This window comes from Rhizobium sp. WSM1328, assembly GCF_057653715.1.
The window spans coordinates 2,595,725-2,613,280 of the sequence record NZ_CM172788.1 but is presented as its reverse complement, the minus strand read 5'-3'; the positions used below and the strand labels follow the sequence as shown (position 1 = coordinate 2,613,280).

The 17,556-nt window shown below is 61.1% G+C and carries 22 protein-coding genes and 2 pseudogenes; 15 read left to right on the top strand and 9 right to left on the bottom strand.

The genetic code is table 11. The features are described from left to right. Positions 1–24 precede the first annotated feature (24 nt). The 5 genes and pseudogenes from AC2444_RS13340 (at position 25) to AC2444_RS13320 (ending at position 2,895) form a co-directional block, all read left to right on the top strand. Positions 25–564, top strand: coding sequence for a GFA family protein (locus AC2444_RS13340; RefSeq protein ID WP_012758084.1), 540 nt, complete (start codon positions 25–27; stop codon positions 562–564). Next, positions 446–855, top strand: a pseudogene (locus AC2444_RS13335) (DUF6958 family protein). The gene AC2444_RS13340 and the pseudogene AC2444_RS13335 overlap by 119 nt, the downstream one beginning before the upstream one ends. 224 nt (positions 856–1,079) lie before the next feature. Then, positions 1,080–1,772, top strand: a complete 693-nt coding sequence (locus tag AC2444_RS13330; protein ID WP_012758083.1) for a type 1 glutamine amidotransferase domain-containing protein — start codon at positions 1,080–1,082, stop codon at positions 1,770–1,772. Between the two features lie 45 nt (positions 1,773–1,817). Further along, a complete protein-coding gene (locus tag AC2444_RS13325; RefSeq protein WP_012758082.1) occupies positions 1,818–2,231 on the top strand; it encodes a GFA family protein in 414 nt (137 codons plus the stop codon). 220 nt (positions 2,232–2,451) lie between these two features. Further along, entirely contained in the window at positions 2,452–2,895 is a 444-nt protein-coding gene (locus AC2444_RS13320) for an SRPBCC family protein (protein ID WP_012758081.1), read from the top strand. A 73-nt stretch (positions 2,896–2,968) separates the two neighbouring features. Here the strand turns inward: AC2444_RS13320 and AC2444_RS13315 are convergent. Then, positions 2,969–3,896 (bottom strand): annotated as a pseudogene (locus AC2444_RS13315) (hypothetical protein). 174 nt (positions 3,897–4,070) lie between these two features. Next, complete coding sequence (locus AC2444_RS13310) at positions 4,071–4,244, bottom strand: hypothetical protein (protein WP_012758079.1); 174 nt, start codon at positions 4,242–4,244, stop codon at positions 4,071–4,073. Between the two features lie 103 nt (positions 4,245–4,347). Here AC2444_RS13310 and AC2444_RS13305 point away from each other — a divergent pair, with 103 nt between their 5' ends. The 3 genes from AC2444_RS13305 (at position 4,348) to AC2444_RS13295 (ending at position 5,266) form a co-directional block, all read left to right on the top strand. Then, positions 4,348–4,773, top strand: a complete 426-nt coding sequence (locus AC2444_RS13305) for a hypothetical protein (protein ID WP_128449175.1) — start codon at positions 4,348–4,350, stop codon at positions 4,771–4,773. 81 nt (positions 4,774–4,854) lie between these two features. Beyond that, complete coding sequence (locus tag AC2444_RS13300) at positions 4,855–5,055, top strand: hypothetical protein (RefSeq protein WP_012758077.1); 201 nt, start codon at positions 4,855–4,857, stop codon at positions 5,053–5,055. Between the two features lies 1 nt (position 5,056). Continuing rightward, the gene (locus AC2444_RS13295; protein ID WP_003540987.1) at positions 5,057–5,266 is read left to right on the top strand and encodes a hypothetical protein; all 210 of its coding nucleotides are present in this window, start codon (positions 5,057–5,059) and stop codon (positions 5,264–5,266) included. Between the two features lie 100 nt (positions 5,267–5,366). Here AC2444_RS13295 and AC2444_RS13290 read toward each other — a convergent pair whose 3' ends face one another. Continuing rightward, positions 5,367–6,257 carry an SDR family oxidoreductase gene (locus AC2444_RS13290; RefSeq protein ID WP_012758076.1) on the bottom strand — a complete coding sequence of 297 codons (891 nt, stop codon included), beginning with the start codon at positions 6,255–6,257 and terminating at the stop codon, positions 5,367–5,369. 90 nt (positions 6,258–6,347) lie between these two features. On the opposite strand from AC2444_RS13290, the gene AC2444_RS13285 reads away from it, so the two are divergent. Both AC2444_RS13285 and AC2444_RS13280 read left to right on the top strand, forming a co-directional pair. After that, positions 6,348–7,172: a helix-turn-helix transcriptional regulator gene (locus AC2444_RS13285; protein WP_012758075.1), complete on the top strand. Its 825-nt coding sequence runs from the start codon at positions 6,348–6,350 to the stop codon at positions 7,170–7,172. A 120-nt stretch (positions 7,173–7,292) separates the two neighbouring features. Beyond that, positions 7,293–7,751 carry a hypothetical protein gene (locus AC2444_RS13280; RefSeq protein WP_012758074.1) on the top strand — a complete coding sequence of 153 codons (459 nt, stop codon included), beginning with the start codon at positions 7,293–7,295 and terminating at the stop codon, positions 7,749–7,751. Positions 7,752–7,823: 72 nt separating this feature from the next. Here the strand turns inward: AC2444_RS13280 and AC2444_RS13275 are convergent, their stop codons facing one another. Both AC2444_RS13275 and AC2444_RS13270 read right to left on the bottom strand, forming a co-directional pair. Beyond that, positions 7,824–8,138, bottom strand: coding sequence for a hypothetical protein (locus AC2444_RS13275; RefSeq protein WP_080518553.1), 315 nt, complete (start codon positions 8,136–8,138; stop codon positions 7,824–7,826). A 353-nt stretch (positions 8,139–8,491) separates the two neighbouring features. Continuing rightward, positions 8,492–8,902, bottom strand: a complete 411-nt coding sequence (locus AC2444_RS13270; protein WP_012758072.1) for a hypothetical protein — start codon at positions 8,900–8,902, stop codon at positions 8,492–8,494. A gap of 478 nt (positions 8,903–9,380) precedes the next feature. Here AC2444_RS13270 and AC2444_RS13265 point away from each other — a divergent pair, with 478 nt between their 5' ends. Then, positions 9,381–10,922, top strand: coding sequence for an Ig-like domain-containing protein (locus AC2444_RS13265; protein ID WP_012758071.1), 1,542 nt, complete (start codon positions 9,381–9,383; stop codon positions 10,920–10,922). Between the two features lie 285 nt (positions 10,923–11,207). Continuing rightward, positions 11,208–11,486, top strand: coding sequence for a hypothetical protein (locus tag AC2444_RS13260; RefSeq protein ID WP_018074348.1), 279 nt, complete (start codon positions 11,208–11,210; stop codon positions 11,484–11,486). Between the two features lie 124 nt (positions 11,487–11,610). Here the strand turns inward: AC2444_RS13260 and ftsZ are convergent, their stop codons facing one another. Further along, positions 11,611–12,630, bottom strand: a complete 1,020-nt coding sequence (gene ftsZ, locus AC2444_RS13255) for a cell division protein FtsZ (protein WP_012758070.1) — start codon at positions 12,628–12,630, stop codon at positions 11,611–11,613. Positions 12,631–13,095: 465 nt separating this feature from the next. Next, complete coding sequence (locus tag AC2444_RS13250; protein WP_012758069.1) at positions 13,096–13,704, bottom strand: hypothetical protein; 609 nt, start codon at positions 13,702–13,704, stop codon at positions 13,096–13,098. A gap of 84 nt (positions 13,705–13,788) precedes the next feature. Here AC2444_RS13250 and AC2444_RS13245 point away from each other — a divergent pair, with 84 nt between their 5' ends. Next, positions 13,789–13,929: a hypothetical protein gene (locus AC2444_RS13245; RefSeq protein WP_164902762.1), complete on the top strand. Its 141-nt coding sequence runs from the start codon at positions 13,789–13,791 to the stop codon at positions 13,927–13,929. Between the two features lie 177 nt (positions 13,930–14,106). Here the strand turns inward: AC2444_RS13245 and AC2444_RS13240 are convergent, their stop codons facing one another. Both AC2444_RS13240 and AC2444_RS13235 read right to left on the bottom strand, forming a co-directional pair. Further along, entirely contained in the window at positions 14,107–15,531 is a 1,425-nt protein-coding gene (locus AC2444_RS13240; RefSeq protein ID WP_012758068.1) for a sensor histidine kinase, read from the bottom strand. Continuing rightward, complete coding sequence (locus AC2444_RS13235; RefSeq protein ID WP_012758067.1) at positions 15,528–16,217, bottom strand: response regulator transcription factor; 690 nt, start codon at positions 16,215–16,217, stop codon at positions 15,528–15,530. Before AC2444_RS13235 ends, AC2444_RS13240 begins: the two co-directional genes overlap by 4 nt. A gap of 145 nt (positions 16,218–16,362) precedes the next feature. On the opposite strand from AC2444_RS13235, the gene AC2444_RS13230 reads away from it, so the two are divergent. Both AC2444_RS13230 and AC2444_RS13225 read left to right on the top strand, forming a co-directional pair. Next, the gene (locus tag AC2444_RS13230; RefSeq protein WP_012758066.1) at positions 16,363–16,851 is read left to right on the top strand and encodes a hypothetical protein; all 489 of its coding nucleotides are present in this window, start codon (positions 16,363–16,365) and stop codon (positions 16,849–16,851) included. 68 nt (positions 16,852–16,919) lie between these two features. Beyond that, on the top strand, positions 16,920–17,333 hold the full coding sequence (locus AC2444_RS13225) for a hypothetical protein (RefSeq protein WP_041935546.1): 414 nt from the start codon (positions 16,920–16,922) through the stop codon (positions 17,331–17,333). Positions 17,334–17,556 lie beyond the last annotated feature (223 nt).

Below are 17,556 nucleotides of genomic sequence, written 5' to 3'. Positions count from 1 at the left end.
CGATCCTCAACAGCGAGCGATGTCATGAACAACAAGACAACCCATCTGACCTGTGCCTGCGGAACCTTTCACCTCGAAGTGCGCGGCGCCCCGATCATCAGCGCGGAATGCCACTGCAAGAGCTGCAGTGACGCGGCTGGCAGGCTGGAGTCGCTTCCCTTGCCGAAGGCGATCCGGACGATCCATGGCGGTACGCGTTACGTGCTTTATCGCAAGGATCGGATCAGCCTTTTGGCCGGAACCGAAAACCTGCAGGAGTTCCGCCTCGGACCCAATGCTTCAACGCGACGTGTCCTGGCGTCCTGCTGCAACACGCCCATTTTTCTGGAGTTCAAGGGCGGCCACTGGCTTAGCTTCTACGGCAATCTCTGGAAGCAGGACGAGCTTCCACCCCTCCAATTGCGCACGATGACCCAGAATGTGCCCGATCGCGCGAGTGTGCCCGATGACGTGCCTTCCGGCGCACTGGCGACGGCCGGCTTCTATGGCAGACTTCTCACCGCGTGGATTGCGATGGGCTTCAAAGTCCCCGACATCACTGTCAAAGGAGCTATCGATGCCTGACGACGAAAAAATCCTCATTGAAAGCATAACCTCGCCGCACCATACGGAGCGGGTCAACAAGGCCAAATACATGGCAATGCGCCACGCTTTGCTGGCCGCACTCCCCGCGCAGGCACCCGGATTGACTGTGGCAGAGGCAAATATCGCCATCCTGCCGCACCTCTCCGAAGTCGAATTTCCCAGCGGTTCCAAGGCCGGATGGTGGTGAAGGCCGTTCAGTTGGATCTGGAAGCCAAGGGCATCATCCGGCGTGGGCCGGGAAAGCCGGTCAGGCTTTTCAAATGCCTTTGATACACCTGTCGGCTCAGCCCAGCGAACGGATGTCGCGGGCGACCTCCGTTGTCTGGTTAGGCTTCGGCTAAAGCAATTCTAGCAAACGCCGCGCGGGAGAGCTTGTTTCGCAGCGCAGCCGCTCTATGTCCTCTCCCGTTTCAGCATGAGATTGCAGGCAGTATTTCACCGTAAATCCGGGTGCCGACGGCGTTGTCCGCCGGCCGGCTTGAAGGAGCTGAGCAATGAAAATTCTCATGGTTCTCACATCGCATGATCAGTTGGGAAACACCGGCAGGAAGACGGGATTCTGGCTCGAGGAGCTTGCTGCTCCTTATTTGGTTTTCCGCGACGCCGGGGTCGATATCACACTCGCTTCGCCGAAGGGCGGCCAGCCTCCGCTCGATCCGAAGAGCAATGAGCCGGCCTTCCAGACGGAAGACACGAGACGGTTCGAACGAGACGCGGCCGCAATGGGGGCGCTCGCCAACACGCTGAAGCTGTCCGACATCAACCAGGCGGACTATGAAAGCGTGTTCTTCCCCGGCGGGCACGGTCCGCTTTGGGACTTGACGAACGACCGCAATGCGCTGTCGCTCATCGAGGACATGCTTTCGGCGGGAAAACCTGTGGCGCTCGTTTGCCATGCACCCGGTATCCTGACGAATGTGAAAGCGCCGGATGGAAAGCCCATCGCCAAGGGCCGGGCCGTCACGGGATTCACCGATTCGGAAGAAGAGGCTATGCATCTGGTCGAAGTCGTTCCCTATCTGCTCGAGGACGTGCTGAAAGAGCAGGGCGCAAAGTTTTCGAAGACGGCGGATTGGGGCGTGCATGTCGTCCAGGACGGCCTGCTGATCACCGGCCAAAACCCGGCCTCGTCAAGGCAGGGCGCCCGGACGCTGCTTGATGCCTTGAAAAAGCAGGCCGCGGCTTAAGCACAATCGCAAACGTTCGAATACGGGATGGGAGGGGCACGTGACATGACCAGGAAATATTCGGGGCAATGCGCCTGCGGCGCAGTGAGATTTGCCTTCGACACGGACCCGAACTTTGTCGCCAATTGCCATTGCCTGGACTGCAAGAGGGCAACGGGCGGCGAGGCCGCCACGTTCTTCGCCGTGCCGCAGGAGGATTTCACCGTGATCAGCGGCAGCCCGAAGGCGTTTCATTACATCGCCGATTCAGGCAAAGGGCTCGACCGCAACTTTTGCCCCGATTGCGGCGCCCGATTGTTCAGCAGCAACCTGGAGAGCTTCCCCGGCCTCGTCTTCGCGACGCTGGGCAGCCTCGACCGGCCCGAACTGATCAAGCCGGGGGTCGAAATGTTCACCCGGCGGCGGCTCGCCTGGGCAAGGCCGCTCGATCTTCCGCAGTTCGATGGTATGCCTGGCTGACCGGCGATACCCCTAAAGCGCGTCGCAATCTTTCAGATTCGCTGCTTGCGCTTTAGGTCTTTGTTTCCGCGCATATCGTTATCGCAAAACCACTGGGCACTTTTGCGCGACATGCTCTGGAGCAATTTTTCTTGAAGAAAAATTCGATCCGGTGTCGGATTGGCCAAGCCGCGCCCGTCCTAGGTTCGTCCATTCCGTAAATCCAAAAAGGATCACGACCATGCCGAGTACCATACGCCTGCACCGCGTTCTGGCGACCAGCCCGGAGAAAGTCTATCGCGCGTTCCTGGAGGCGGACGCGCTTGCCAAGTGGCTTCCGCCGAACGGCTTCCTCTGCACCGTGCACCATTCGGAGCCGGTTGTAGGCGGCACGTTCAGAATGTCATTCCGCAACTTCACGACGGGCAATAGCCACGCCTTCGGCGGCGAATATCTCGAGCTCGTCCCGGGCGAACGCCTGCGCTACACCGACAGGTTTGACGACCCCAATCTGCCTGGTGAGATGGAAGTCACCGTGACGCTAAAGAAGGTTTCGGTCGGCACCGAGGTGGATATCGTGCAGGCCGGCGTGCCTGATGTCATTCCGCCCGAGGCTTGTTATCTCGGCTGGCAGGAGTCGCTGCGAAACCTCGCCAAGGTCGTCGAACCAGACATCCAGGAATAGCACAAGATTGCGCCGGCCGGGCGACAAGCGCTGGGCATTTGGCGCGCGGCATTGGTGCCCGACATTGGCGACATCAATCAATCCTCATGCCGCGTTTGGCCAGGGCGTTGCGGGCGGCCGCAGCGCCCCAGTCGTCGGAAAGGTCCTGCCCGTCGATTTCGGTTTCGGCGATCGGCGTTGCACGGATCAGCGGTACGGGGCCGAAAGGCAGGCCGTCGATGCGCCCGGGGTCGCGGCTGAGCATGATGCGGGTCATGGGGCGGTAATCCTCGGTCAGCCGGCAGAACAGAATGCAGCCGTGCTTCTCGACGTCACGGGCGACGCGATAACCGTCTGCCACGAGGTCGCCGATGTTGATCAACAGGTTCGCCCAGTTTTCGATCCCGGCCGCCTCCAACGTCGCGGCGTCGAATTCCATGAAAAGCTCGCATTCGACGCCGTTCTCCGGCTCGGATATGCCGGCCCAGGGGGTCGACAGCCCGTCGGTAGCAAGTGTCAGCCTTCCCGGCGCATGGATGGCGAGGATGCGGCGATGCGGGCCGAACCATTTTGTCTGGGCGTGAATGTTGGCCGTTCCGCGCTCAGCGGCAAAGTCCTCCTGCACTGTACCGCGGCTCTGCCAGAAGGCGCGCCGGACAGCGGCGGTGGTTGATCGGGTCGTCAGGCCCTCGCGGCACGATCGTCCGGTCATAGCTCGTTTCGAGCGTGATCTCTCCCCGCATGAAGGGAAACTTCGGCTTCTTCCACTGGATTACTACCTTGTTAAAGCGGGGCACCCCTGATTCCCCCAGCTTTTCGATGACATCCGAGATGATATCGAGCGGATGCCTGGAGGCCTCCGGGACATAATTTCCCTCGGCATCGCGGTAGCCGCCCGTCCGGGAGGAATGCCCCGCCTGCAGCGTGGTGGCTGTCCATTCGCCGCTGACCGCGCCCGCCGGCGCTTTGCCGAGAGCGGGCGCAAGTTCCCGGATCGCATCGTCAATCGAATAGGATGCCACGTCGCCCCTCCACCTTCGCCCAAAGATTGTATTCCCCGCGCCCGGTCGGCCGCGAGCAGAAGCTAGCGCTGAGGCGTCGCCGATCAATAGCGAGGTGGATTGGCGCGAGCAGACGAGGCGCCCAGATCCCTGGGCGCAGGAGAATTCTTTGCTTAGGTGAGGAGGCCTGCGACCCTATTTGCTTCCGTCGTTCGGCCGCGCCTTGGCGCTGTCGTTGTTGGTCGACGAGGCGGTTTTTCCGTCCGGTTGCTGTCCGAAATATGTGCCGCCGAGATGTCCGCCGGCGCTGGTATTCTTCACCTGCTGTTCGGCGCGTTTCTGAAGTTGACGAGCGTTGGTCTTGCTCATTTTCGGCTCCATGTTTGAGGTGGACCAATGGTCAACCGTTGGCGGACGACACTGTTCCATATTTTCTGCAGGAACCCATCGCCTCGCGGCCGGTTTATCCGCCATGAGACTCCTTGCCGTCATCATAACGGGCCTGGCGCTCGCAGCACCTGCAGCGCACGCTTTCGCGCTCTTGAACAAGATCGGGATGGCGAAGGCGGATTATTTCGTCGCGCAGCAGGCCTATGCCGGATGGTGGATCGTCCGTCTCCTCTTGCCGCTGGCGCTTCTGGCGAATATCGGCAATGCCGTGGCGCTCAGGGCTGACGGTACAGCCATGATGCTGTCGATCGCGGCAGCAGCGCTGATCGCGCTCAACCTCATCATCTTTATGGTCTTCACCCAGCCGGCGAACGCGGCGACGGAGAACTGGACAGTGCAGCCGGAGAATTGGGAAAGCCTTCGCGCTCAATGGGAATATTCCCACGCGATCAACGCCGCGGTCACCTTGCTTGCCTTCTGCTGCGCCACGCTCGCCTCGATACGGTAAGCCGCTTTACGCGAAAGTGTTGCCGCGGGAACAGTTGCTGATCTTTTCGGTTTTCCCTGTACCAACCAAGGAGGAATCACAATGGGCATGACGACACCGAAAGACGGCGCCCCCGGCACCACCGACCAGTCTCCCCGCTGGGAAGGGCCGAAGGGAAATAAACCTCGCGGCTACATGAAGGCCAAGGATGATCCGGATCGCGACCGCGACGCACATGGCGAAAACAATCGCGACCCCGAGACGAAGAATATCAGTGACGCGCTGAAGCAGAAAGGCGATTGACATGGCCAACCCCGAGAAAGACGCGGCTGGCCAGTTCGCCAAGTCGCGGGCCGACCGAAAAAGCAGTGGCGTTGCCAGCGCCAAGCCGACTGTCATCACCGGCTCGGAAGATGCGACGGTGAACAAGAACCCGCCCGGCAAGAAAAAGCCCGAGAAGGATTGGGACATCAACTACGATCCCGCCGACAGGAACGAGAGCCGGTCGCACTAGCTCGGGCTGTCGCTGGTTCTCCTCACGAGCCAAGCCGGGAGGCATTTCCGTTTTCTCCAGTCACGGAAATGCTCCATTTTTATATAGCGGCACGGTTCCGCTACCCACCGAAATAGGCCGGATGGTCAATATCGGCGAGGAGGCCGGGCTGCTGCGGCTGCCAGCCGAGCAGCGCGCGGGTATGCTCGCTTGAGGTCGGGATGTCGAAGCCGGCAAACATTCCGAACCAGCCGAAATGCTCTGCCGCCTCTTCCCGCGACAGCGAGACGGCGGGCACATCGAGCCGCCGGCCGATGACCTCGGCGATGTGCCTGAAGGCAACTCCCTCTTCCGCGACCGCCAGGAACGGGCCGCCGACGGCGCCACGCTCGATCGCCAGGCGATAAACCCGGGCGGCATCGAGCCGGTGCACAGCCGGCCAGCGGTTCTGCCCTTCGCCGATGTAGGCCGAGACGCCTTTGCGTCTGGCCAAATCGATCAGGATCGGCACGAAGCCGTGATCGCCATGGCCATGCACCGAGGGTGGGAGCCGGACGGTGGAGGCGCGCACGCCACGCGCGACAAGCGATACCGCGGTGATTTCGGAGGCGCGAGGGTAAGTCTCCGACGTCGGCATGGGCGGATCCTTCTCAGTGCCGACGCGGCCGGGGGCAAAGCCGAGGCCGGCCGTGACCAGCAGCGGACGATCGGAACCTTGGAGGGCCTCGCCGAGCGCCTCGATGGCGCGTCGGTCGCCGGCGCAGTTCTCGGCGAATTTCGAGAAATCGTGGTTGAAGGCCGTATGGATCACGGCGTCTGCATCAGCCGCACCGCTCTTCAGGCTTTCGAGATCATCGAGCGTGCCGTGATGGACTGCGGCACCAGCAGCCGCCAGTTGATCCGCTCCTTTGTCAGAGCGGGTGAGGCCCAACACCTTGTGCCCGGCAGCGATCAGTTCATCGACGACGGCCGAGCCGACCCAACCGGTGGCTCCAGTGACGAATACGCGCATGTGATATCTCCAGTTTTGCTGGAGACACATATCTGCCTTGCCTGTATCATGGTAAAGTAGTGACATTATCATAGTATAAAGGCTAACAGGATGGGTGAATTCGTCACCTCGGACAATCGGCTCGGCACCTATCTGAAGGACCGCCGCGTGAGGCTCGATCCCGCCGCCCTCGGCTTTGCGGGGGAGCGGCGGCGAACGCCTGGTCTGCGGCGCGAGGAGGTGGCGGGCCGGGCCAACATCAGCCCGACCTGGTACACCTGGCTGGAGCAGGGGCGTGGCGGGGCGCCGTCTGCCGACGTGCTCGACCGGATCTCTCGCGCGCTGATGCTGACTGATGTCGAGCGCGAACATCTCTTCCTCATTGGTCTCGGCCGGCCGCCCGAGGTGCGCTACCACAGGCAAGAGGGTGTGACGCCGAGGTTGCAGGGCGTGCTCGATGCGCTCGACCCGAGCCCGGCGCTGATCCGCAACGCCATCTGGGACGTGATTGCCTGGAACAGGGCGGCGACTGTACTTCTAACCGATTACGGCGCGCTGCCGCCGGAAGAGCGCAACGTGCTGCGCTTTATCTTCCTCGATCCGCGCGTACGCGCCGCCCAGTACGACTGGGAAAGTGTTGCCCGCTTCGTCGTCGCCGCCTTCCGCGTGGATGCGGCCCGCGCGGGTGCTGCGGCCGAGGTCGAGCCCCTTGTCGACGAACTCTGCCGCAAGAGCCCCGAATTCCTGGCGATGTGGCGCGACAACGACGTGCGCACCCATGGCGAGGGCGCCAAGCACATCAAACACCCCATCCTCGGCCCACTCGCTTTCGAATATTCCGCCTTCCAGGTGGATGGGCGGCCGGATCTCAGCATGGTGGTCTACAACCCGGCGACGGCGGAGGATGCGGCGAAGATCAAGGGGGTGGTGGGCTGAGGCGAGGGCGGTTGGTCGATCGATGATATAGCGCTCGTCATCGCCTCAATCCGGACAAATCTGCCGTCATGCTGTGCATCGACGCGCGCAAGATTGATGCTGCGCGGATGGGGGATTTCAATGAATTCATGTCGTGCCGCGGTCTTGGTCGCCGCGTCGGTCTTGATGGTGCTGTCGGCGTCAGCAGCATCCGCCTGCAGTTGCGGACGGTCGTCCGCGAAGGACAAGTTTGCAGAAGCTGATTTGGTCGTGAAAGGCCGTATGAAGCTGGTGACTTTCGGCGTCGAGATTCCAGATCCTCGATCCGAAGGCGAGGTGCCACGGCTGACGCGCGGCGACTTTGAGGTCGACAAGGTGCTGAAGGGGACGTTCAAGGGGAAGACTCTATCGGTCTATACAGGCGCCGGCATGGGGGACTGCGGGCGTCTGGGGGATTTCCTCAACGCTGCGTTTTACTACCACAGCGACAAATTCGGCATTTACGAATTCGGATTGTCGAAGACCGAATTTGCGGGGAAGACACTCTATTCTACGTCGATCTGTGACTATGCGAAGGGGCCGAAGGACGGTCAAGAGTAGGCGCCGAACCTCTCATGAAAATCGCGGTGTCCGGCGGCGCGATGTTCGACCGCCGGCACCGGCCAGGTTATCCTACTTGACGACCCTCACGTTCGCCACGCCCTCTTCGATGCGGCCAGATTCTTCGGGAGTCCTGAGAATGAACCTGTCACTGCCGACGTAGCCTGGCTGCGATATGTAATAGACAGCAACGCCATCCGCTTTGACTTTGTCGCATTTCATCTTCTTGCCGCCTGAATCAGCGGTAACCGGCTGGTGGACAATCTCGATGCGCCCATGCTTGGGCTGCTCCACGATGTCTACACGAGGATAGTCAATAAACTTGCAGTCGCCATTGAGGTGAGCGTTCTGCAGCACCGACGTCCTTTCGCCGCTGCGTGCCGTCATCCGGTGAGAATCGTGTCTGACATTTGACGTCGTCGTGCAGTTCGAAAGAGAAATTGTTGCGACTGCCAATATCGAATATGTAAAAATGCTTTTCACTGTAAACCCTCAACTTTTGCTTGAACAAACATTGAATTTTTCGGGAAGTCAAGAAGAGTACAGGCTCTGGATTGAACCCCTGTTTCGCTTCCAGGAATTATTGAGGTGCAGTCTGTGAAAAGACCTAACGCGGCTGCGCTGCAAGCGGTCGACGATCGCAATTTAGGGGCCGCAGGACGGCCAAGAATGGGTGCTGAAGCTCGTGTGAAAAGCGGCGTGCCCGGCGGCTGAATGTTGGACCGCCGGGCCGGGGCCCGCTACTTGACGACATTCACATTCATGATGGTCTCGTCGAGCCTCCCATTTCCGGAGGGAGATCTGACAACGATCTTGTCGCTGCCGATGTAGCCTTGTTCCGAAATATAGTAGCCAACCTCGCCTTGCACCTTGACGGTTCGGCATTTCGCAAGCTCTCCCTTTTCGTAGGGAAAGACCGGCTCGCGGACGAGCTGGAAACGCCCGTGCTTGGGTTGTTCGATGACGTGAGTAGGCAGATAACCGACAAAGCTGCAGTCTTTGTTGACATGCCAGGTCTGGCCCAACTTCGTCTTCTCACCGCTGAGCACCGTTTTGGATACGGACTTCTGCCGAAAGCTGTCGGAGGTTGTGGCGCAGCCACAAAGTGCAATCATCGCCGCTGCAATCAAATAAGAAAAAATACTTTTCACTGTAAACCCTCAATTTTTGCTTGAACAAACATTTAATTTTTCGGGGAGTCAAGCAGAGTACAGCCTTCGGATTGAGCCTCGTTCCTTTTCCAGCAATTGTTGAGGTGCAGACTGCCTATCGCGACGATCGCGGCTGCTTTGCAAACGGTCGGCGGTCGCAATTTCAGTCGATTACATAGCGTTCGTCATCGCCTCAATCCCGACAAATCTCCAGTGAAGCTGTGCATCGACGCGCGCAAGATTTGAGCCGTGCGGATGGGGATTTCAATGAATTCATATCGTGCAGCGGTCTTGATCGCGGCGTCGGTCTTGATGGTGTTGTCTGCGTCGGCGGCATCCGCCTGGGGCGAACCCCCCAAGGCATGGCAAAGCTGTTAAAAGCTAAAATACTACTCTTGATAGAAAATTTATTGACCAATCCGATCTCAGCTGCTTTCCTCCGATAGACTAAGGCGAATGGATCTTGAAGGAGATATCCATGACAGAGCTTGCAAAACCTGTGGCGGTCGGCGATGTCAGCAGCGCATCCGAGAATGACGTGATCTCGGGCAATCTGCTGGACAATGATCTGGCCGGGGGCTCCGGCAACATGTTCCTCAACTTCTTCGATGGCGAGCGCGTTCTTGCCAAGACGGCCGGGCAGGTCACCGATATCGAGGGTGAATACGGCACGTTTCACGTCAGGGCCGACGGCTCCTACACCTATACGCTGAACGAGCCTGCCAAGGCGGGCTTCGTTGACGGGATGACGCTGACGGAGACGATCGGTTACAAGATCTCCGACGGCGCCGGCAATACCGATGTCGGCCATTTCACGCTCGACATTCACGGGGTCACGAGCCCGCCGGTCGCGGTCGACGACGCCTTCTCCTTCCGCGAAGGAAGCGAGATGGCCCGCAACGTGCTCGCCAATGATCACCCGGGAGAGGCGGGCACGCTCTTCCTGCGCTCGGTCGAGGGCACCAGCATTCCTGCCGGTCAGGGGCAAGGGCAGACGACCGACGTGGCGGGTGAATTCGGCACCTTCCATTTCGCAGGCGATGGAAGCTTCACTTACGATCTCGATCCGGCCGTGAAGGCGGGCCTCGACGATGGCGAGCATGTCACGGAGAAACTCCAATATTACAAGGTCTCCGACGGCGCCGGTCACGCGGATGCCGGCGTGATCACCCTGACCGTCGACGGCGTGACGGACGGGAAGTCGTTGAATACCAATCATGTCGAGGCCCAGGCGGATGTGGTGCGCCCCTTCCTGGACCATTACGAACTCCAGGGGGTCGCGGTCGATCCGCTGACGGGCAAATTTTACGTCAGCTCCGGCCATGGTTTCCCAGATGATTCCATGGTGAGCATTTACGACAACGCCGCGGCATTTGAAGCCGACAACGCCAGCGGCGCCATCTCTCTCGGCGACTATGACAAGGGCGAATATGACATCGGCGGAACCTATTTTTCGGTCCGCGGCGGCGAGATCATCGGAAGAACCAACGAGGCGAGAGGCGAGGAGGACCCTTTCCCCGATCAGACCTATCTCGCAAAGTGGGATGCCGCCGACGGATCGTCCGATCAGCGGGGCGACCCGATCCCGGGCCTTATCGGCGAGAATTGGGCGGGTACGTTCGACTGGGGTGGATTCACGGCCGTCAATACGATGCAGGATTCGACCGGCATCTACGTCGTCGGCCGCATCGATGACTCCACCTGGCAGGTCTCCAAAATCGATCCCGAAACGCTGAGCCCGATCGAATCCAAGACCTTTTCGGCGGGCGGGCTCGGCTACGGCTTTGCCGTCGACGGCACGTTCTTCTTCGGCGATTCCTCCAGCAGCGAGCATATCGGCACGGCCTTCGACTTCGAAACCGGGGTCAAGACAACGGTTGACGTCAACATCGCCATACCGGGAGACGACTTGATCACCAACGTGGTCTATGACTCAGCGGCGGATAATCTCTACCTCACCAACACCGGGACCGACGAAATCGCAGTGGTGCACAATATCTCGGACGTGCTGTTCTCCTAGCGCATCGGCCCGAAAATCGGAATCGATTTTCGGGCCGATGCTAGGATTGAAAGTGTTAGAGCGTCCTTTGTGGACGTATGCAGTCTTGCCGTTCCGGACAAGGCCGCTCTCCAGCCAGTACGAGGCGTCTCCGGCTGTCCCGGCAGCAAGAGCGGCGGGCCGTGCGGAACATGGATGGCGGCCGACGCCTTCAGCCGGCCGCGTGGACCGGTTTTGGCCGATGATTTGGAACCATGATCCCGCCGTACTGTTTACCCGGAAGGCGCAGAAGCGCCGATAACGGGGATGCCGATTGCCGGCCAACCCGGTAATGACGATCGGCCTTTCGGTTCGCCTATGGAGGAACACGACATGCAAACGACCCGATCGAAAGAACTGGCGGACGAATACCTGCGGCTTGGCGGCAAACGGCTGGCCAAGATCGATGACAATATCGTCAAGATTCGCCACTGGGATGATGATACGCCGGAGGCCGAGGCCTTTTGGCAGAAGCACATTGAGCCGTTGGATGACAAGCGCCGCGTAGAGGTCGAAACGCACCTTCCCACGATCAACGACAGGTGATCGCGAATCAACGACCGGTGATCGCGCCGATTTCCCCGGAGCGCATGACATTGAAGCACGACGGCGCCGCGCGTCTGAAAAGACGCGGCAGGCTGTCGTGCTCGGATATGTCGCGCCGCTGCGCTTACTGTAGCGTGCGCGTCTGGATCTGCTCGGCGGCGTGAGGCGCGGATGCGGGCAGGGGGCTGCCTTCGAGGCCGGTCGCGACGACCGAGACGCGGAACTTGCCGTCGAGGCTGCGGTCGAAGATCGCGCCGACGACGATATCGGCGTCTTCCTGGACTTCGTCACGAATGCGGCTTGCCGCTTCGTCCACTTCGAACAGCGTCATATCCGAACCACCGGAAATCGAGATCAGCACGCCCCTGGCGCCCCGCATCGAGATATCGTCGAGAAGCGGGTTGGCAATCGCCGCTTCCGCCGCCTTCATCGCGCGGCTTTCACCGGAGGCTTCGCCAGTGCCCATCATCGCACGGCCCATGCCTGACATGACCGATTTCACGTCGGCGAAATCGAGGTTGATCAGGCCTTCCTTGACGATCAGATCGGTAATGCAGCCGACGCCCGCATAAAGCACGCGGTCGGCCGTCATGAAGGCATCGGCGAACGTCGTTTTTGCATCAGCGATGCGGAAGAGGTTCTGGTTGGGAATGACGATAACCGTATCGGCCGCCTGGCGAAGCGCCTCGATGCCGATTTCCGCCATCCGCATGCGGCGGTTGCCTTCGAAGGTAAAGGGCTTGGTGACGACGCCGACCGTCAGGATGCCGGCGGCACGCGCAGCGCGGGCGATGACAGGTGCGGCACCCGTACCCGTTCCGCCGCCCATGCCGGCGGTGACGAAGCACATGTGCGAGCCGGCTAGGTGATCCATGATCTCATCGAGCGACTCTTCGGCAGCCGCATGGCCGACCTCAGGCAACGAACCGGCTCCGAGACCCTCCGTCACATTGGCGCCAAGCTGGATGCGGCGCGTCGCCTTGGAGGTGGCCAGCACCTGCGCATCCGTGTTTGCGGCGACGAATTCGACGCCCGCCAGCTTTTCCGCGATCATATTGTTGATCGCATTGCCGCCACCGCCACCGACGCCAATGACTGTAATATGCGGCCGTAGTCCAGAAATGCCGCTCTTGGCGTCCGTCATCGCGCTCTCCTTTGATGCTTCGTTCATGCCCACCCTCGTATGCGGACGGCGAATCGGGCGTCAGGATACGCGAGCAACAAGGCAGAGGCGAGGCGAAAGACGTCTCGGCGGGAGCGGTTATCGGGAAGGGGGCTGGGTTGTGGCTTTGAGGAAGGGAGCATTATGCCGGGAGCTGAGAATTACGCTTCAGGGATAGGTCACGAAAGCAGCCTTGCGCCAAAAGCGGGCATCCCATCGAGATAAAACGCTATCGTGCGTTTCCTGCCCCATCGGCGAGGTGGCGGCCGTGACAGGACTCCCTTACGCGAACCGGACCGCTTTTCTCGCGCGCGCCTTTGCGACGACTTCCTCGCGATCGCGAGCCGACCCGCGGTGGAAAGCGCAAAACTGGAAGACGCAGAAGCACCGATGACAGGACGCGGATCGCAGGACAGCCGGCCTTGTCCCGGCAATGACGATCGGTCGCTAGGGAAACGCGTCAATGAAGTTTTGATACACAATATAGAAGTGTTCGCCAACCTTGCTGACGCTGAAAGGCCAGTCCGAGCCAGGATAGAGATTGACGCATTCTTTCTTTTCCGAGCACAATTTTTGGGTTCGCTGTTGCCAGGCGGCGGATTGCTCGCCGCTGGGCAGGGCAATTTCATCACTCTCATCGTACACAAGCGTCGTGGATGTTGTCGCCTTGAACATACTGTCCAATGCAAATGTCCTGAATCGCGGCTCACCGCTCGTCACATCGGTTCGTTCGATCTCTGCCAGATACGCTTGCTTGTTCAAAGCAAATCGAACGCTGTCGGGCGTTATGCCGGTAACAGCAACGATGTAAAAAATGACTAGCCACGGAAGGGGTGTGATCAAGAGCGACACGACACGCCACCAGCGCCGCCGCGCCAAGTTGATGCAGATGGAACCGGCGATGGCGATCACGGTCAGCGCGAGAGTGATAAGGCCGATGATCCACCAGTCCCATTTGGGGGCCAGCCACCATAGCCAAATTTGCGACAGGTACGGCAAAAACCAGATTGCATATGTCCAAGTAAACTTGTCATCACGTTTTTCCGACTCTGCCACGTTTAGCTACCGGTCATTTTTTGATTCCCTGATCAACAATAACACGCAGGATAGATGGCGATTTGAAGAAGAGGGGTGGCACTGATGACCTATCTGAAACACGACCAGCTGATCGCGGCCGTGATGCTGGCGGCAACGATGACATCCCTGCGTCAGGCCGATGCCGCGAGTGCGGCAGGAAACCTTCGAAGAGGCGGGATATGTCGGCTGTACTGCGGACGCTGACAAAGTCGACCCCTTTGCGAAACGTTGGCCACATGAAAGTTCTGGATGTCGCGGATCGGGTTATCGGCTTACAGCCTTCTTACGTGCCCCACGAACTTCCAGCATTACTGGCGGATATAGCTGAAGCGGCCCCGGCCCTCCGAAGCACGATCGCTTGGCGCCGCCTCCACAGCCTTGTCACGGGTTGAGCTCATCTGAACGAATGATGCCATTGGTTAGCTTGTCGTCATCACGCAGGACCAGCCCCACCGCCGCCGGCAAACACAACACACACCGCAACCCCATCGCCCCGTTCGCCTCCAGCACCAGCGACCCGCCATACAACCCCGCCAGCTCGCTGACGATACTCAGCCCAAACCCATTGCCCGGCACATGCTCGTCCTCGCGCACACCCGGCAGCAGCACAGCAGCGAGGCGGTCCGGGGGGATGCCGGGGCCGTCGTCCTCGATGGTGATGCGGGCGGTCGGGCCGTTGCGGCGGGCACTGACTTTCACGTGGGAGGCGGCCCATTTGAAGGCGTTGTCGATCAGGTTGCCGAGCATTTCCTCGACATCGCTTTCGTCGCAGGCGACGCGCAGGCCCGGCGCGATATCGGTGTCGAAGGCGATGTTGCGCTCGGCGTGGATCTGGCCGATCGCCCGGTGCAGATCGGCGACCGAAGTCGCCACGTCGGTGCTGACGACATTGTCCGACGAGGCCATCACGCGGCGGGCGGCGGCGAGGTGGTGTTTGATCCGGTTGTCGATGCGGGCTGCGAGGTTGCGCATTGCGCCTTGCGGATCGTTTTTCTCGTCGAGCGCCAGCAGCAGGCTCGCCACCGGCGTCTTGAGGCCGTGGGCGAGATTGGCGAATTGCATGCGGGTTGCCGCGAGCCGCTCTTCGTTGGCCACCAGCAGCGCGTTGGTCTTCGCCGAGAGCGGCGCAAGCTCCTTGGTCGCCTCGTCGGGCAGGCGGGCGCGTTCGCCTCGGTTGATGGCATCGATATTGGCCGCCATGGATTTCAGCGGGCTGAGGCCGAAGCGGATCTGCCAGAGCGTGCCGGCCATCAGCACGAGGCCGAGCAGCAGCATGCAGGGAACCAGCCAGAAGAGCGCGCGCAGCGCCGGGCCGACGAGGGCGATCATCGGCGCTGTCGCGGTGATCGTCAGCGTCATGCCTTCGATGCTGCGGATGGCCTGGCGAAGATAAAGCGGTCCACTGCCGCGATCACCGCCCCTGCCTGATGTCGGCATGCCCATCAGCACATGGCGCAGATCCTGCCGGGGCGGCGGCGCGTCTATCGTGCCGTTCATCAGGGAGCGGGAGGTCAGGCGCTGTTGCCCGTCGTCGATCTGCCAGTACCAGCCGGATGAGGGGCGATCGAAGGGCGGCGCATCGAGCGGCGCGGAAAGGACAATCTTCCCTTGAGCGTCGCGCGTCACAGCAGCGGCCAAGGCGCCGATCTGGGTGTCCAAACGCTGATCGACCTGCTCGCGCACCACCGTCTTCAGCGCCAGCCACAGCACGATGGCAGCAACGACCAGCGCTAGCGTCACGAAGATGCCGGAGAACATCAGCAGCCGACCGGCAATCGATTTCGGTTTGAGGGAGGCGGCCTTCATGGTGCCGCTGCTGCCGTCAGCATATAGCCGCGGCCGCGCACCGTCTCGATACGGCCACGCATCGTCTCGATGCGTTCACCCCCGAGCTTCTTGCGCAGGCGGGCGATGATGACTTCGATGGAATTGGAGTCGACTTCGGCATCGCCGTCATAGACGCGCTCGGTGAGTTCGCGCCGGTCGACGATCATCTCCTTGCGCAGCATCAGGCAGGAGAGAACCCGCCATTCCAGCGCTGTCAGCTTCAGCGGCAGGCCGTCGAGCTCGAAGGTGCCGAGCTGGGCATCAAAGACCAACGCGCCGCAGACGAGCCGCGAGGCGGCGTGACCGGACGCCCGGCGCACGAGCGCGCGCAGGCGCAGCACCAGTTCCTCCACCTTGAACGGTTTGGCAAGGAAATCGTCGGCGCCGGCCTTGAAGCTCGAGACCTTGTCCGGCCAGCCGTCGCGCGCCGTCAGCACCAGAACCGGCAGGTTGCGGTCGCCCTCGCGCCAGCCCTTCAGCACGCTGACGCCATCGATCTTGGGCAGGCCGAGGTCGAGGATCGCAACATCGAAGAGTTCGGTGAGGCCCGCATGGAGAGCGTCCTCGCCGTTGCGCGCGATATCGACGACGAAGTTTTCCGATCGCAGCACGGCGGCGATCCGGCCGCTCAGGTCTTCGTCATCTTCGACGAGCAGTACGCGCATGGGGCAGGGCTTTCATCGCAGGGCGTCTCAGGGAACGGGCCAAAACTATCGGGCCGAGCTTAACTCAATCTGAACGGAGAGGTTCAGGCAGGCGAGGGGGTGGGGCGGCTAGATTGCAGCCATTACTGAAGCAAGGAGCAGATATATGCCGAACGAAGACCAGGACAACGGGCATCCCGAAGGTGCCGCCACGCCCGTGCCGCCAGAACACCGCCGGCGCCGGCTGGCGATCCCGGTGATCGCTGCCGCCGTGGCGCTTGTTATCGGCGCTGCCGGGGGCGCGAGCGCCGTGAAGATGATGCGTCCCATGCCCGAAATGGCGCCGCTGACGCCGGTGGCGATTTCGGCCATGCCGGCCACCAGCCTCGTTACCATCAAGGGCAAGGTTGCCGAGATCTACGGCAACAAGTTCGTGTTGCAGGACGAGAGCGGCAAGGCGCTTGTTGAAACCGGCCGGGCCGGCGAGGACGGGGATCTTGTCACGAAGGATGAAGCCGTCACCGTCCAGGGACGCTTCGACGACGGCTTCGTGCATGCGAGCTACCTCGTTCGCCAGGATGGACGAACCGAAGCGCTGCGTCCGCCGAAAGGTCCGCCGCACAGACGATTTGCGGATTTCGATCACAGGCCCTGACGGGCGTGAACCAAAGCCGCGCTGCGGTGTTTACAGACACGCCTCACAACTCCGAAAGGAACGCTTCCATGCAACGACTTCTTCTATCAGGCCTTGCCCTTGCCGCACTCGCCGGCACCGCTTTTGCCCAACAGCCGCCCGCTCCGCCAACCGCCGGAACCCCACCGGCAGCGGCCGAACCCGGCTCGCCTCCTCCTCCGCCGTCTCCGTCCACTCCTGATGACGATGAGCAGATGACGGACCGGCCGGATGCGCGGCCGGGAGATCGCCCCGATTACCGCTGGCATGGTCGGAGAGGCGACATGGGCTTCCGTGGTTTCCGCGGTCATCGCCCGCCACCGCCACCGCCGTCCAAGGCAGCGCATTTCCGGATCGAGGACGGGAATACCCGGATCGATCTCAAATGCGCCGAGGACGAACCGATGAAGGTCTGCGCCGATCTGCTGCTGCAAGTGATGGACCGCCTGCAGGGGCAGGACTGATAATCCGCGCTTGAGGCGCGTGCCACACGATGCAACCGCCCGCGTTTTCTCGCGGGCGGTTTCAGTTTGACGCGAACGCCGCCTCGCTCTTCCGTCATGTCAGCCTTTTGCCGAGGCTCTGCTGCACCGATTGCAGATGCTCGGGACAAGCCCGAGCATGACGGAAGAGGGGTTGCCGCGTCCACTCACGCCTGTTGTTGGGAATGCGGCAGCCTCCAACGGC

Coding starts and splice junctions, on each gene's coding strand:
- ftsZ (WP_012758070.1), bottom strand. CDS start 12,630: ATGACGGACGCCAAGAGCGGCATTTCTGGACTACGGCCGCATATTACA.
- AC2444_RS13235 (WP_012758067.1), bottom strand. CDS start 16,217: ATGCGCGTACTGCTCGTCGAAGATGACGAAGACCTGAGCGGCCGGATC.
- AC2444_RS13225 (WP_041935546.1), top strand. CDS start 16,920: ATGCAACGACTTCTTCTATCAGGCCTTGCCCTTGCCGCACTCGCCGGC.
- AC2444_RS13240 (WP_012758068.1), bottom strand. CDS start 15,531: ATGAAGGCCGCCTCCCTCAAACCGAAATCGATTGCCGGTCGGCTGCTG.
- AC2444_RS13260 (WP_018074348.1), top strand. CDS start 11,208: ATGCCGATTGCCGGCCAACCCGGTAATGACGATCGGCCTTTCGGTTCG.
- AC2444_RS13300 (WP_012758077.1), top strand. CDS start 4,855: ATGGGCATGACGACACCGAAAGACGGCGCCCCCGGCACCACCGACCAG.
- AC2444_RS13275 (WP_080518553.1), bottom strand. CDS start 8,138: ATGACGGCACGCAGCGGCGAAAGGACGTCGGTGCTGCAGAACGCTCAC.
- AC2444_RS13320 (WP_012758081.1), top strand. CDS start 2,452: ATGCCGAGTACCATACGCCTGCACCGCGTTCTGGCGACCAGCCCGGAG.
- AC2444_RS13330 (WP_012758083.1), top strand. CDS start 1,080: ATGAAAATTCTCATGGTTCTCACATCGCATGATCAGTTGGGAAACACC.
- AC2444_RS13280 (WP_012758074.1), top strand. CDS start 7,293: ATGAATTCATGTCGTGCCGCGGTCTTGGTCGCCGCGTCGGTCTTGATG.
- AC2444_RS13285 (WP_012758075.1), top strand. CDS start 6,348: ATGGGTGAATTCGTCACCTCGGACAATCGGCTCGGCACCTATCTGAAG.
- AC2444_RS13230 (WP_012758066.1), top strand. CDS start 16,363: ATGCCGAACGAAGACCAGGACAACGGGCATCCCGAAGGTGCCGCCACG.
- AC2444_RS13295 (WP_003540987.1), top strand. CDS start 5,057: ATGGCCAACCCCGAGAAAGACGCGGCTGGCCAGTTCGCCAAGTCGCGG.
- AC2444_RS13325 (WP_012758082.1), top strand. CDS start 1,818: ATGACCAGGAAATATTCGGGGCAATGCGCCTGCGGCGCAGTGAGATTT.
- AC2444_RS13245 (WP_164902762.1), top strand. CDS start 13,789: ATGACCTATCTGAAACACGACCAGCTGATCGCGGCCGTGATGCTGGCG.
- AC2444_RS13340 (WP_012758084.1), top strand. CDS start 25: ATGAACAACAAGACAACCCATCTGACCTGTGCCTGCGGAACCTTTCAC.
- AC2444_RS13305 (WP_128449175.1), top strand. CDS start 4,348: ATGAGACTCCTTGCCGTCATCATAACGGGCCTGGCGCTCGCAGCACCT.
- AC2444_RS13310 (WP_012758079.1), bottom strand. CDS start 4,244: ATGAGCAAGACCAACGCTCGTCAACTTCAGAAACGCGCCGAACAGCAG.
- AC2444_RS13290 (WP_012758076.1), bottom strand. CDS start 6,257: ATGCGCGTATTCGTCACTGGAGCCACCGGTTGGGTCGGCTCGGCCGTC.
- AC2444_RS13265 (WP_012758071.1), top strand. CDS start 9,381: ATGACAGAGCTTGCAAAACCTGTGGCGGTCGGCGATGTCAGCAGCGCA.